The following is a 13,670-nucleotide window of genomic DNA, read 5'->3' as shown; positions in this document are numbered from 1 at the left end:
AGATGGCGATAAAGTTTGGGTTATGCCAACAGATCAGAACACATCGCGTGACAGAACCGTGCCGCTCGGACCGTCCGGCGAGGAGGTGCGCAAGAACGTCCGTGCCTACCGGGCACGCCTCGGCTGGTCCCAGGGCGAGCTTGCGGCGAAGTCCGGCCTCAGCCGCAGCGCCATCCAAGCCATTGAGTCGGGGACCCGGCGCGTCGACGTGGACGACCTCGTCCGGCTGGCCTTGGCGCTGGGTGCCACGCCGAATTCGCTACTGCTCGATCCGGCAACCGGGGCCGAAGCGGTGGAGCGTGCGGAGAAAATTGAGGCCGCCGCACAGGCCGGGATCGACCTCCCGAACGGGGAAGATGTCCCGGTGGAAGTCGAGGTTACCGGAGCCGGAACCGTCGACGCCGCGGAATTGTGGCGCTGGCTGGACGGCCGGTGGTCGCTGACGGATGAGTCCGAGTGGCCAAAGGATTTCGCGGCGCGGAACCGGCCGGACGGGATGCCGGAGACCGGCTTGGAACAGGTCAAGCGGATTTGGGAGGGCCGGGCCGTCGAGTCCTTCGCGCAGGAGATAGTGCAACGGCTCTCAGCCCTTGAGGGCTTGGCCGACGAGTTGAGGAAGGCGTGAACCATCGTGTCCAGCGTGGAAGCCTACGAGACGAAAGCCGGGCGGCGCTACCGCTGCCTGTACCGGACGCCGGACCACCGGCAGACGAGCAAGCGCGGGTTCAAGACCAAGCGGGACGCTGAACTGTTCCTAGCCGGCATCGAGGTCAGCAAGGCGAAAGGCGAGTTCATCGACGCCGGGGCTGCGCGGGTCACGGTGGGCCAGCTTGGACCGGCGTGGTTGGCTGGGAAGGCCGGGGTGCTGAAGCCCTCCAGTTACCGGCCGCTGGAGATTACCTACCGGCTGCATGTGGAGCCGCGCTGGGGATCCGTGCCGGTGGCGGAGGTCCGCAAGACCGCCGTGCAGGCCTGGGTAGCTGATCTGTCGGCCGGCAAGTCGGCCACGCTGGTGATCCGGTCGTACGGGATATTGGCGGGCGTGCTCGATGATGCGGTGTCGGACCGCCGACTCAATTCCAACCCGGCGCGGGGCGTGAACCTGCCCAGGAAGGGCAAAAAGCCCCACGTCTACTTGTCGCACCAGCAGGTCCACGCGCTGGCCGCAGGGGCCAAATATCCGGCCCTCGTGCTGGTCCTCGCCTACTGCGGGCTGCGCTGGGGCGAGGCGGTCGCGCTGCGGGTAAGGCACTTGGATATGCTGCGCCGCCGGATCCTGATTGAAGAGAACGCGGTCGAGGTCGGCGGGGTGATCGAGGTCGGCACGCCGAAGTCCGGGCAGCGCCGGACCGTGCCGTTCCCTGCGTTTTTGGCCGAACCGCTGGCCCGCCAGTGCGAAGGCAAGGGCCGCGATGATCTGGTGTTCGCCGGGGAGCACGGAGGCTACCTGCGGTCGGCGCGGATCCACGAGGATAACCACTCATGGTTTGCCGGCGCGGTCCACCGGGCCGGGCTGCCGAGGATCACGCCGCACGATCTGCGGCATTCGGCCGCCAGCTTTGCGGTGGCGGCCGGAGCGCACGTCAAAGTCGTTCAGCGGATGCTTGGACACAGCAGCGCGGCGCTGACGCTGGACACGTACGCGGACCTGTTCGACGCCGACCTTGACGACGTCGCCGCGGCTCTCGATCACGCTGTTTCACAGGCGGATGTTGCCATTTTGTTGCCACGAGCCTGATTTAGGGCAAAGCGAAGGCCCCGGATTCCTTCCAAATAAAGGGATCCGGGGCCTTCTCAAGTTGGCGGTGACGGTGGGATTTGAACCCACGTTGGCTTTCACCAAACAACATTTCGAGTGTTGCACCTTCGGCCGCTCGGACACGTCACCAACGCGTCAACTTTACCCGCTGTTGGCTTGAGCCCCAAAACGGCGCGGTCGGCACCTGAGTCAGAGGGGGAGTTCGCCGCGGTGCTGCGCGAAGAACTCGCGAAGCATGGCGGCCGACTCCTCCCTGCGGACCTCCGGGTAGACCTCCACCCAGTGGTTCAGCCGGCGTTCGCGCAGGATGTCGAAAACACTGCCCGCCGCCCCGGCCTTCTCATCCCACGCCCCGAAGACAACTTTCGGGATGCGGGCGAGCACGATGGCGCCGGCGCACATGGCGCAGGGCTCCAGCGTGACCACCAGCGTGCAGCCTTCCAGGCGCCAGGAGCCGAGCTTTCTGGCCGCCTCCCGAATGGCCACCATTTCGGCATGGCCGGTCGGGTCGTGCAGCGCCTCCCGTTCGTTGCGTCCGGAACCCAGAACCGCGCCGTCGGGCCCCATCACCAGGGCACCGATCGGCACGTCGGAGGTCTCCAGGGCCAACCGGGCCTGATCCAGGGCAAGACCCATCCACTGGTGGTGCTGCGGATCAATCGGGCCCATGCCATCATTCTGGCAGGCCCGATGTTTGTCCCTGCTATCCGGCTGCCGGTAGTTTTGTGGAATGCGCGTACTCGAAGTGGATCATCCCCTTGTTGCCCACAAACTCACCGTTCTCCGCGACAAGACCACTCCGTCGCCCGTATTCCGCCAACTCACCGAAGAACTGGTGACCCTGCTCGCCTACGAGGCCACCCGCGACGTCCACACCGAGCCGGTGGAAATCGAGACCCCGGTCACCCGGACCATCGGGACCGCCTTCACCAAACCAACCCCGCTGGTGGTGCCCATTCTGCGCGCGGGCCTCGGCATGCTCGAGGGCATGACCAAGCTGGTGCCGACCGCCGAGGTCGGCTTCTTGGGCATGGCGCGCAACGAGGAAACGCTGGACATCATTACGTACGCCGAGCGGTTGCCGGCCGATCTCACCGGCCGTCAGGTATTCGTGCTCGACCCCATGCTGGCCACCGGCGGCACGCTGCGCGAATCCATCAAGTTCCTCTTCGCGCGAGGCGCCGCCGACGTCACCTGCATCTGCCTGCTGGCGGCACCGGAGGGTCTGCAGGCCCTGCGCGATGAGCTCGAAGACAAGAACGTCTCGATTGTGGTGGCGTCCATCGACGAGCGGCTGGATGAGAAGGCCTACATCGTGCCCGGCCTGGGTGACGCAGGGGACCGGCTGTACGGCGTTGCCGGCTGAACCAGCCGGCGAGGTGGCACCACTCACGGAACTGCCGGCTGACCCAGCCGGCGAGGGGCACCACTCACGGGAACTGCCGGACCTAAGATCGGGGCCGGTACGTTCCAGTGGGTGTCCACATTTTGGACGGTTTGCAAACGCCGGTGCTTTGCATCTAGTGCGCCTCGCCACGAGGCAAAAGCAGCAATGCATATTTATTCATCGTTGCCCCGCAAGAGCCGTGTTCGTCTGATATTTATGCACGCCCGTGGTGTGATGTGTGGCACAAAAGCGCTGGTTCGTCTCACTATGTGAGACAAGCAGGCTTATATTACTTGCACGTAGGCATTGTTACGCGCCAAACTCATGGTTGTGAACAACAACGCAACAGCATCTGCAGCCGCAGCCTTCAGTTACGGGACGTATCCCGGCGCACTGGCGGACTGTTGCCGAATGCAGGCCTAACTCACCACCCCTCGAGTTATTCCAGGCAATTCATCTGTCCAATGGCGGGCGCCAGAAACACATCCCGTGCGGGCATACCCATGCATTCGCGCCGTGATGACGGCCATTTTCACACATGAGGTTCTAATGTCAGTTTCATCCGGATACGTCCACATCTCCGTCCGCAACGCCCAGAACCGTGCGGCAGCCGCGCAGCGACAGGCAGCCGGGCAGAACCCGCAGTTCGCCGGGCAGCCGTCTTACCCGGGGGAGCAGCAGGCCTACCGCGTGCTGCGTGCGGTTCCCGGCCAGTTCGACGCCGCTGCCCCCCATCCGACCACTGCCCCCACCCCCGTGGTCACCCCCAATGGAATTCCCGGTCCGCAGGCGGTGTCGAATGACACTGTTGCCCGCGGGTTCGTTCTCTATGTGGGCCTGGACGAGGAGGCTGCCGCCGCCCAGGGGACCACGCTGAGCAAGCTGGCTTCCCAGGTGCGCGCCTACGTGCAGTCGCTGGCTCCCGACGCCCAGACCCACGGGGCCGTGGCACTGGCGCCGGCCGACGCCCCGGGCGAGAACATTGACGTAGTGCGCCAGGCCCTGGGCGATCCGACCGTCAGCCGCCGCCCGCGGACCGCGGCCGTGGAGATCCAGCGGCAGCCGCAGCCGGCCTCGCACGCCAGCCGTCCCAGCGGCGTCCTGATCGATCTGTCCCGCCGCGAGGTGCACCTGGACGGGGAGACCCTGAACCTGACGTTCAAGGAATTCGAGCTGCTCAACTACCTCGTGGAGAACGCCACCCGCACCGTCGGCCGCGAAGAGCTGCTCTCCGGGCTGTGGAAGAACGCCGAGGAAGTCCCGAACGAACGCACCATCGACGTGCACATCCGCAGGCTCCGGTCCAAGCTAGGCCGCCTGGCCAACACCGTGCGCACCGTCCGCGGCCAGGGCTACCGGTTCTACGAGCACCCGGAAGTAGTGGTCTGGGCCGCGCCGGAGTACTCCATCTAGGTCCTGCCTGACTTCGCCCCGCCGCGCTACAGCCCGTAAGCCTCGAGCAGGCGGAGCCAGACTTCGCTGATGGTGGGGTAGGAGGGCACCGCGTGCCAGAGCCGGTCCAGCGGGACCTGGCCGACGACGGCGATGGTCGCCGAGTGCAGCAACTCGCTGACACCGGGGCCGGCGAACGTCATGCCCACGATGACCTTGCGGTCCTCGTCCACCACCATCTGCGCCCAGCCCTGGTAGCCGTCGGCATACAGCGAGGAGCCGGCGACGGCGATCGGCAGTTGGGTGGCGGACACGGCGAGCCCGCGCTCCCGGGCCTGCTCTTCGGTGAGACCGACGACGGCGACCTCCGGATCGGTAAAGATCACCGAGGGGACCGCCGCGTCGTCGGCAGTGCTGGCGAAGCGGCTCCACGCTTCCGGGTCGCCGTCCAGCTCGCCGGCCGCCCGGGCGGCGATCGCGTCCCCCGTGGCCCGCGCTTGGTACTTGCCCTGGTGTGTCAGTTGGGCTTTGCCGGCGGCGTCGCCTACCGCATACAGCCAGCCCCCGTCGACGCCGGCCACGCGTCCGCTGGCGTCGACCTGCAGCCGCTTCGGATCCTGTCCCAGCTCCTCCAAGCCAAGGCCGGAGAGGGCCGGCCGTCGTCCGGTGGACACCAGGAGCTTCTCGGCTGTGACGGTGTCCGCCGCACCGGTCTCCCCGTCCGCACCCGCAGCCGTCAGGGTGAGGTTAACGCCGCCGTCGTGCGCAGCCACCCGTGACGACGCCGTGTGGAGCCGGAGCCGCACTCCGTCGCGGCGCAGCCCGGCTTCCACGAGCCGCCGCGCGGGTTCGGGGACGCTCGCCAGCAGGTCTCCGCGTGCCACCAAGGTGACGTCGGTGCCCAGCCGGGCATACGCCTGCGCGAGCTCGCAGCCGGAGACGCCGCCGCCCAGCACCAGCAGGCTCTCCGGAACCTTCTGCGCGGCGGTGGCTTCGCGGGTTCCCCAGAAATCGACGCCGTCCAACCCGGGCAGTGGCGGCACGTTCGGGGAGGAACCGGTGGCCAGCACGACGGCGTGGCGTGCGGTGATGCGGGTCAGGGTCCCGTCGTCGTCCGTTGCCGTCACTTCGCGCGGACCGCTGAGCCGGGCGGTGCCTCGGACCAGTTCGATGCCGGCGCCCTTCACCCACTCCACCTGCGAGGCGTCGTCCCAGCCGGAGGTGAAGGAATCGCGGCGGGCCAGCACGGCCTCCGCCGCCAGGCCGCCGGTCACGGCTTCGGCCGCGCCCTTGACGCTTCGCGCGGCCTGCAGGGCCGTGCCCGGGCGCAGCAGGGCCTTGGAGGGCATGCAGGCCCAATAGGAACACTCGCCGCCGACCAGCGCCGATTCCACCAGGATGGTTTTGAGTCCGCCGCGGGTGGTCCGGTCCGCCACATTCTCGCCGACCGCCCCGGCCCCGAGTACCACGACATCCGCTTCCAAGGTCCGCTCTGCCATGTCCCGAGCCTCGCATTGAGCGGAGGCGCTGACAAGGGCCGCATACACTCGTGGTGTGAACGACCACCACCTGAAGAAGCTGATGATTATGCGCCACGCCAAGGCCGCGTGGCCGCTGGGCGTCGAGGACCACGAGCGGCCGCTGGCCCAGCGCGGCCACGACGAGGCACCGCAGATCGGCCGGTGGATGGTGGAGCACGACTGCATCCCGGACTTCATCCTGTGCTCGTCGGCACTGCGGACCCGCCAGACCTGCACCTGGGTGTGCAGCGAGCTGGGGGAGAAGGCGCCGACTCCCATGCTGTCCGACGAACTCTACGATGCGCCGGCCGTGCGGGTCCTGTCCGAGATCAACCGGCTGCCCGACACGATTACGTCCCTGCTGGTGGTGGCCCACATGCCGGCAGTGCAGGACCTGGCGATGCGGCTCGCGTCGGTGGATTCCGACGAGGAGGCAGTCGTGGACATGGCCACCCACTATCCGACCTCGGGCCTGACCGTGCTGCAGCACGGCAAGAGCTGGGCGGAGTTGGACGGGCGCGATGCCGCGGTGACCGACTTCGTGGTGCTGCGCTGACGCGTGGCCGGCCGGCGCCTCGCGCGGACGCGTTTCAGCCGGGCGCGGATCCCGCCGGTCAGCCGGTTAGAAGAGGAGGATCGGCTTGATCGTGGAACCGCTGGCCGAATCCTCGAACCCCTGGTTGATGTCGGCAAAGGGGTAGGTCTTGACCAGCTTGTCGTACGGAAACCGTCCCTGCTTCCACAGCTCGATCAGGCGCGGGATGAAGACCTGGTACACCGAGCTGCCCTGAACATTCATTGTGAATGTCCATCCCTTGACCTGGGACTCGCCGATCTCGAACGGTGCCTCGGTGCCGAAGGTCGTGTTGCCCACGGCCACGAGCGTTCCGCGGAAGGCCAGCGCGCGCGCAGCCTGGTTGAGCACCGCGGGCACGGAGGTGGTATCGACGATGTAGTCCACACCCTTCCCGCCGGTGATGCGGTTCAGTTCCTCGCCCATGTCCGTCTTGGCGGAGTTAATGGTGTGGGTGGCGCCGAGTTCGAGGGCCGTCTCCAGGCGGTTGTCGTGCAGATCCACCGCGATCACCGTCGTGCAGCCGGCGATCTTGGCCGCCATGATCGCCGCCGAGCCGACCGCTCCGGCGCCGATCACCGCCAGCGATGTGGCCGGCTCCGGCCGCAGCTCGTTGAGCACCGCCCCGGCACCGGTCTGCAGCCCGCACCCCAGCGGGGCGAGCATCTCCAGCGGAACGTCGGGGTCCACCTTGACCACGCAGCGCTCCAGCACGTTTGCGTACGACGAGAAGGACGACTGGCCGAAGAAGTGGGAGGCCACGGATTCACCGTCGGCCGAGAGCGCGGTACGGCGACCACTGAGATTGATGGCGATGTAGTGCTCGCAGTACGCCATCTCCCCGCGGCGGCACTGCTTGCACGTACCGCACGATGCCGGCGCCAGCACCACGTGGTCACCGGCCTTGACGCTCGTCACCGCTATGCCCACATCCTCCACAACGCCGGCGCCCTCGTGTCCTAGCACCGCCGGCCATTGGAGGGGATACGCCCCGTCGCGTGCGGTCGAATCCGTGTGACAGATGCCGGTGGCGACCATGCGGACCCTCACCTCGTCGGGCCGGAGATCGGCGAGCTCCAGTTCTTCGACTGAAAGCGGTGCGCCCGTCTCGCGTACGACGGCGGCGGTGACCTTCATGGGTATTCCTCCTCAATACGGGACCAACACATAACAGGAGCGCACACGATGGCTCGGACTCCTGTTTTAACCGTCTCATGACGGCCGGGTCAGTGCACCTGCTAGATGCGGATGCGGCCAAGCTTGTCCGGGTTCCGGATGAGGAAAATTTCGCGGACCAAGCCCTCATCGATCCGGAAGCCGGCGACCGTGTCCACCGCACCGTCCGCGTCAACGGCCACCAACCCGGGCAGCCCGTTGACGTCGGCGACGTGCAGGTGGAAGGGGGCGTCCGGCTTGCCGGTGATGCCGAGCAGGAAGCGCAGCACCTTCTCCACCCCGAAGATGGGCCGCAGCGCCGAGGTCTTCTGTCCGCCGCCGTCGCTGGTCAGCACAACGTCCGGGGCCAGCAGGCCCAGCAGAGGCTCGATGGCCCCGGTGTTGGCCGCCTCCAGGAACTGTTCGCTGATCCGCCGGTGCAGGGCCGGATCCACCTGGTTCCTGGCTTGCCGGCTGGCGACGTGGCCGCGGGCACGCGAGATCAGTTGCCGCACCGCCGCGGGCGAGCGGCCCAGCGTCCGGGCAATCTCCGGTGCCGGGTAGCCGAAGACCTCGCCCAGGATGTAGGCCGCACGCTCCAAGGGGGAGAGCTGTTCCAAGACCACCAGCATGGCCAGCGAAACATCGTCGGCCAGCACGGCGGCGTCGTCCGGCGCGATGGCGGTCGGGGCACCCGGCAGGGAACTGACCGGCTCGGGCAGCCAGGGCCCGACGTAATTTTCGCGGCGGCGCTGCTGGGCGCGGATCTGGTTCAGCGCCAGATTGGTTACCGTTCGCAGCAGGAAGGCGCGCGGTTCCCGGACATGGTCCTGCGGTACGTCGGAGAACCGCAGCCACGCCTCCTGCAGGACGTCCTCCGCGTCGGCGGCGCTGCCCAGGAGGCGGTAGGCCGCCCCAAAGAGCAGCCCGCGGTGCTGCTGGAACACGGCCAGGTTTGCCTGGGTCGCCGTCATCTCAACCTCCTACGCTGCAGGTTTCCGTGAAGCCCTGGCTGGTCAGGCCTAGGCCTAACGCGGCGTAAACCCTTGACCGCTGGTTCTCCACACACCAAGCACATCGCGCTCCAGCCGAGTGTAGACGGTAGCCGGTCTGCCAGCGCGGAACCTCCCGCAGTTTCTCCGGGTCCACGCCTTGGTGATGAAATTCCCAGTATCCGAAGTCGAGACACTGGAGCCCGGCGAGGGGAGTAGCCGGTAAAACCGCTGGAACGGCGGCACATGCCGAAAAGAAAATGCAGCCCGGTCGATGACCGGACTGCATTTCGTTGGTGCGCCCAGAGGGATTCGAACCCCCGGCCTTCTGTTCCGTAGACAGACGCTCTATCCAGCTGAGCTATGGGCGCTTGGCCTCGCGGCCGGATACAACTGTAGCGTGTTTGCCGGACAGTCGCCAAATCGAGGAAGCCCCGCCCGCCTCCGCCCCGGAATTCCGCGCATCGCTGCTTGTGGGAGCGCCGCCCCCGCGGCCCGTCTGCCTGACCCAGAGGAGTCGCCATCGCCGGCCCGCGGGGCGGCCGCTGATCGCGGGAAACCACGTCGGGCAGCCCCTGAAGGGGAAACATGAACTAGACCGGTCTATATGACCTTAATCACACCTGTGGGCCTTGACACGTCGAAAAACCCCGAATTTCCGGGCTCTATCCATCTAGCCAGACCTATTTTCCTTTTTCTACAGCCCGCTGGTCTAGCCATCGACCCATAGCATCTAGAAACACCACTGGCCCAGGAAAGGGATGAGTCATGGGCGATATCACGCGTCAGCCGGTTCTTGAGGAAACACTTATGGATGCCCCAACTACACACGCAAAGCTTCTGGCCTGGGTTGCCGAAGTTTCAGAGCTGACGCAGCCCGACTCTGTCTATTGGGTGGACGGCTCCGAAGAGGAGTACGCCCTCCTGACCGACCAGCTGGTCGAGGCCGGGACGCTCAAGCCGCTGAACCCGGAGCTGTTCCCGAACTCTTTCGTCGGCTTCTCCGACCCGAAGGACGTCGCCCGGGTCGAAGAGCGGACCTTCATCTGCTCCGAGAAGGAGGCAGACGCAGGGTTCACCAACAACTGGATGGACCCCGCGGAGATGAAGTCGATCCTCACGGAGCGCTTCGCCGGCAGCATGCGCGGACGCACCATGTACGTGATCCCCTTTGTCATGGGGCCTCTGGACGCGGAACAACCGCAGTACGGCGTTGAAATCACCGACTCGGCCTATGTGGTCGCCTCCATGCGCATTATGGCGCGCATCGGCACGGACGTGCTGCGCAAGATGGAGCAAGAGGACGCCTTCTTCGTCCCCGCGCTGCATTCCGTCGGCGCCCCGCTGGAACCAGGGGAAGCCGACGTCGTCTGGCCGTGCAATGAGGAGAAGTGGATCGTGCACTTCCCCGAGGAGCGGTCCATCTGGTCCTACGGCTCCGGCTACGGCGGCAACGCGCTGCTCGGCAAGAAGTGCTACGCCCTGCGCATCGCCTCGGTCATTGCCCGCGACGAAGGCTGGCTGGCCGAGCACATGCTGATCCTCAAGCTCACCAGCCCGCAGGGGAAGGCGTACAACATTGCGGCCGCCTTCCCCTCGGCCTGCGGCAAGACCAACCTTGCGCTGCTGGATCCGACCATTGAGGGCTGGAAGGCCGAGACCCTCGGCGACGACATCAACTGGATGCGCATCGGCAAGGAGGGCGAACTGCGCGGTGTGAACCCCGAGTACGGCCTGTTCGGCGTCGCACCGGGCACAGGCTGGAGCACCAACCCCAACGCCATGCGCGCCATCGCCAAGGGCAACTCCATCTTCACCAATGTGGCGCTGACCGATGACGGCGGCGTCTGGTGGGAGGGCATGACCGACGAAGTGCCCGATCACCTCATCGACTGGCAGGGCAACGACTGGACGCCTGACTCCGGCCGGCCGGCGGCGCACCCGAACTCGCGCTTCTGCACGCCGATCTCACAGATCGACATGCTGGCCCAGGAGTACTACAGCCCCGACGGTGTGGAGATCCATGCGATCCTCTTCGGCGGGCGCCGCAAGACCACCATCCCGCTGGTTACCCAGGCCCGCTCATGGACCAACGGCATCTTCATGGGCTCCACCCTGTCGTCGGAGACCACCGCCGCCGCCGCCGGCGAAGTAGGTGTGGTCCGCCGCGACCCGATGGCCATGCTTCCGTTCATCGGCTACAACGCCGGCGACTACCTCAAGCACTGGGGCACCATCGAGGGCAAGGCCAACCCGGACCGCCTCCCCAAGGTATTCCTGGTCAACTGGTTCCGCCGCAATGCAGACGGCGGCTTCGCGTGGCCGGGCTTCGGGGAGAACTCCCGCGTGCTCAAGTGGGCCATCGAACGCATCGAGGGCACCGCGGACGCCGCGGAAACCCCGATCGGCTACATCCCGACCGGCGACTCCATCGACCTGACCGGGCTGGACATGACCCAGGCTCAGGTGGAAGAAGCCGTCAAGGTGGATCCGGCGGAGTGGAAGGAAGAGCTCAAGGGCATTGAGGAATGGTACGCGCAGTTCGGCGATTCCCTGCCCGATGAGCTGGACGCCGAACTCAAGCAGCTCCAGGCGCGCTTCGCCTGAGTGACTGAAGGCGGGACGCCATCACAGGCTCCCGACATGAGGCCCCCGCGCACTTGCGCGGGGGCCTCATCCGCTTAACTGCGGCCACACCGCGCGTCCGGTCTAGACCGGCTGCCCCGATTTCGCGCTCCCAACCTCGAAAGCGCTTCGGACCGTGGAATCGAATGCCGCTCGTTGGTATGTTGAGCCCTCCTACGCACGCTTACGAGCAACGACCCAAGGAGGGGCGTCATGGCCGATACGCAGGGCGGGGATGTCATCGATATCCTCACGACCGATCACCGCGAAATGATTGAACTGCTCAGCCAGATCGAGCAGACCGCCGACCCGGGCCAGCGCCGGGACCTGGCCGACACCGTCATCGCCGAGGTGATGCGCCACGCCGTCGCGGAAGAGATGCTCGTTTATCCCGCGATCGAAGAGCACGTGCCGAACGGCAAGGAAGAGGTTGAGCATGACAAGAAGGAGCACGATGAGATCGTCCAGCTGATGAAGCGGATGGAGGACGTTGACTCCTCCGACCCCACCTTCATGGAGCTGGTCAGGGAACTCGAAGGGCAGTTGCGCCACCACGCCAACGACGAGGAGACGGATCAGTTCCCGAAGCTGCGCGCCCACATCCCCCCGGAGCGGCTCGTTGAGCTGGGTGAAAAGGTCCAGAACGCCAAGAAAGTCGCGCCGACCAGGCCCCATCCCAGCGCCCCGCACTCCGAGCTGTTCCACAAGACCCTGGGCCCCGGCGTCGGCATGGTGGACCGGCTGCGCGACAAGCTCTCGGGCCGCCAGACCGGTTGAGTCCGTGGTGGTGGCCCGCCGCGGATCACGCGGGGCGGCGGTTCAGCAATGCCAAAAAGACGGGTTCCATCTGCGACGGGTGTGGCAACGAGGACACGACGAGGGGATCTAGTTCGCGGTAAAAGGCCTCGCGGGCCCGGCGCAGCGCCCCACGCAGCGCGCAGTTGTTGTTCATCGGGCAGTCGCCGCTGGCGGACTCGCAATCCACCAGATCCTCCCGCGCGTCGAGGGTCCGCAGCAGGCCGCCCACCGTCGCCAGCCGTCCGGCGGCGCTGATCCGGATGCCGCCGGAGCGGCCGCGCACCGCTTCGACCAGTCCGAGCGAGCGCAGCTTCAGCACCGCCTTGCTGACGTGGTTGTACGGGGTGCCGACGCCGTCGGCGACCGCCTGCGTGGTCATCAATTCGCCCTCCGGCGCCGCGGACAGCAGCATCAGTGCACGCAGGCACACGTCGGAGAAGGCATTGATACGCATGCCGCCAATTTTAGCCGTCCGGCGCGGCCGAAATTGCCGCCGTTCCGCGGTGCGCCGGCGGATCAGCCCCGGGGAGGCCCGGCTTCTGCGTCGGGTTCCTCGTCGGGCCAGACCAGGCGTTCCTGCGGGTCCACGAACGGGTCCGGGTAGCTCCAGGCGCCGTCGTCGTCGTGATGGTAGGGCTGGATGGCCGAGACCGCGATGCCGGCCGAGTGCTCCACGGCAATCTGGATCGCGTCGGCGTCCTCTTCGGGCAGGAAGATGTCGCTGATCACGGCGATGGCGCGGAAATCGGCGCGGTCATGGCGCAGGGTGGCGTACAGGTCCTCGATCATGCCGTCCACGTTGACCTCGGCGGCTTCGGCGTCCAGGTCATCGGGGGAGACGACGACGAGCCGCAAGCCGCCGTCGTGCGTGGTGACCAGGGCCGCGGGCAGGAACGCCCCGTGCTCGGTCAACTGTTCCTGCGCCACCCCGAGCCCGGTTCCGAACAGCGTGTCGATATCGGCCAGGATCTCCGCGGGGATGCCCTCCCGCCACGAGGCACTCATGCTGTTTCCCGGACGCGGGCCAGGACGTGCCCGCGGAGGGTGTCGAGCAGGCCGGGGCTGGTCGCCTCGGCGTTCAGCCGCAGGAAGGGTTCGGTGTTGGAGGGGCGGAGGTTGAACCACCAGGTGCCGTCGTCGGCGATCACGGTGGTGCCGTCGAGCCGGTCCACGCTCACGCCGGTGCCCGCGTAGGGGGCCGGGCAGCTGGCGGCGGTCGTGTCGGTTCCGGCCGCGGCGGGGTCGGACGCGAGGGCGGGGGCGAAGTCGGCCAGCACGCGGGCGATCGCGGCGTCCTTGTCTTCGACCTGGGAGTTCAGTTCGCCCGTGGCGTGGTAGGGGTCGTATTCGGCGGCCAGCTTGGACAGCGGTGCGTCCTGCTCGCCGAGGGCGGCGAGCACGTGCATGGCGGCGAGCATGCCGGTGTCGGCGTTGTAGAAGTCGCGGAAGTAGTAGTGCGCGGAGTGTT

The 13,670-nt window shown here is 66.9% G+C and carries 13 protein-coding genes, 2 tRNA genes and 1 pseudogene; 7 read left to right on the top strand and 9 right to left on the bottom strand.

Annotation, left to right across the window (positions count from 1 at the left end; all coding sequences use genetic code 11):
• The first annotated feature begins 22 nt into the window (after positions 1–22).
• Together AC5RVG_RS05510 and AC5RVG_RS05505 are read left to right on the top strand one after the other, a co-directional pair.
• On the top strand, positions 23–625 hold the full coding sequence (locus AC5RVG_RS05510) for a helix-turn-helix domain-containing protein (RefSeq protein WP_494013024.1): 603 nt from the start codon (positions 23–25) through the stop codon (positions 623–625).
• Positions 626–631: 6 nt separating this feature from the next.
• On the top strand, positions 632–1,738 hold the full coding sequence (locus tag AC5RVG_RS05505; protein ID WP_494013023.1) for a site-specific integrase: 1,107 nt from the start codon (positions 632–634) through the stop codon (positions 1,736–1,738).
• A 62-nt stretch (positions 1,739–1,800) separates the two neighbouring features.
• Here the strand turns inward: AC5RVG_RS05505 and AC5RVG_RS05500 are convergent.
• Together AC5RVG_RS05500 and AC5RVG_RS05495 are read right to left on the bottom strand one after the other, a co-directional pair.
• A tRNA-Ser gene (locus tag AC5RVG_RS05500) sits at positions 1,801–1,888 on the bottom strand.
• A gap of 60 nt (positions 1,889–1,948) precedes the next feature.
• The gene (locus AC5RVG_RS05495; protein ID WP_494013022.1) at positions 1,949–2,428 is read right to left on the bottom strand and encodes a nucleoside deaminase; all 480 of its coding nucleotides are present in this window, start codon (positions 2,426–2,428) and stop codon (positions 1,949–1,951) included.
• Between the two features lie 61 nt (positions 2,429–2,489).
• On the opposite strand from AC5RVG_RS05495, the gene upp reads away from it, so the two are divergent.
• Positions 2,490–3,125 carry a uracil phosphoribosyltransferase gene (gene upp / locus AC5RVG_RS05490; protein ID WP_494002283.1) on the top strand — a complete coding sequence of 212 codons (636 nt, stop codon included), beginning with the start codon at positions 2,490–2,492 and terminating at the stop codon, positions 3,123–3,125.
• 570 nt (positions 3,126–3,695) lie between these two features.
• Entirely contained in the window at positions 3,696–4,559 is an 864-nt protein-coding gene (locus AC5RVG_RS05485) for a winged helix-turn-helix domain-containing protein (RefSeq protein WP_494013021.1), read from the top strand.
• Between the two features lie 26 nt (positions 4,560–4,585).
• Here the strand turns inward: AC5RVG_RS05485 and AC5RVG_RS05480 are convergent, their stop codons facing one another.
• On the bottom strand, positions 4,586–6,037 hold the full coding sequence (locus AC5RVG_RS05480; RefSeq protein ID WP_494013020.1) for a dihydrolipoyl dehydrogenase family protein: 1,452 nt from the start codon (positions 6,035–6,037) through the stop codon (positions 4,586–4,588).
• A 55-nt stretch (positions 6,038–6,092) separates the two neighbouring features.
• On the opposite strand from AC5RVG_RS05480, the gene AC5RVG_RS05475 reads away from it, so the two are divergent.
• Entirely contained in the window at positions 6,093–6,614 is a 522-nt protein-coding gene (locus AC5RVG_RS05475) for a SixA phosphatase family protein (protein ID WP_494013019.1), read from the top strand.
• 66 nt (positions 6,615–6,680) lie between these two features.
• Here AC5RVG_RS05475 and AC5RVG_RS05470 read toward each other — a convergent pair whose 3' ends face one another.
• The 3 genes from AC5RVG_RS05470 to AC5RVG_RS05460 form a co-directional block, all read right to left on the bottom strand.
• A complete protein-coding gene (locus tag AC5RVG_RS05470; RefSeq protein WP_494013018.1) occupies positions 6,681–7,769 on the bottom strand; it encodes an NAD(P)-dependent alcohol dehydrogenase in 1,089 nt (362 codons plus the stop codon).
• 101 nt (positions 7,770–7,870) lie between these two features.
• Positions 7,871–8,761 (bottom strand): RNA polymerase sigma factor SigJ, encoded by an 891-nt coding sequence (gene sigJ / locus AC5RVG_RS05465; RefSeq protein ID WP_494013017.1) that lies wholly within the window; start codon positions 8,759–8,761, stop codon positions 7,871–7,873.
• Positions 8,762–9,073: 312 nt separating this feature from the next.
• Positions 9,074–9,150, bottom strand: a tRNA-Arg gene (locus AC5RVG_RS05460).
• A 397-nt stretch (positions 9,151–9,547) separates the two neighbouring features.
• Here AC5RVG_RS05460 and AC5RVG_RS05455 point away from each other — a divergent pair.
• Positions 9,548–11,386 (top strand): phosphoenolpyruvate carboxykinase (GTP), encoded by a 1,839-nt coding sequence (locus AC5RVG_RS05455; RefSeq protein WP_494013016.1) that lies wholly within the window; start codon positions 9,548–9,550, stop codon positions 11,384–11,386.
• 231 nt (positions 11,387–11,617) lie between these two features.
• Positions 11,618–12,181 carry a hemerythrin domain-containing protein gene (locus AC5RVG_RS05450; RefSeq protein ID WP_494002290.1) on the top strand — a complete coding sequence of 188 codons (564 nt, stop codon included), beginning with the start codon at positions 11,618–11,620 and terminating at the stop codon, positions 12,179–12,181.
• A gap of 25 nt (positions 12,182–12,206) precedes the next feature.
• Here AC5RVG_RS05450 and AC5RVG_RS05445 read toward each other — a convergent pair whose 3' ends face one another.
• The 3 genes and pseudogenes from AC5RVG_RS05445 to manB form a co-directional block, all read right to left on the bottom strand.
• Positions 12,207–12,656, bottom strand: a complete 450-nt coding sequence (locus AC5RVG_RS05445; RefSeq protein ID WP_494002291.1) for an RrF2 family transcriptional regulator — start codon at positions 12,654–12,656, stop codon at positions 12,207–12,209.
• A 62-nt stretch (positions 12,657–12,718) separates the two neighbouring features.
• Complete coding sequence (locus AC5RVG_RS05440) at positions 12,719–13,207, bottom strand: hypothetical protein (RefSeq protein ID WP_494002292.1); 489 nt, start codon at positions 13,205–13,207, stop codon at positions 12,719–12,721.
• Positions 13,204–13,670 (bottom strand): annotated as a pseudogene (manB, locus tag AC5RVG_RS05435) (phosphomannomutase/phosphoglucomutase); the annotation flags it as partial. The gene AC5RVG_RS05440 and the pseudogene manB, both read right to left, overlap by 4 nt.

This window comes from Arthrobacter senegalensis, assembly GCF_059091765.1.
The sequence above is the reverse complement of the archived record's forward strand: the minus strand, read 5'-3'. Positions and strand labels throughout refer to the sequence as shown.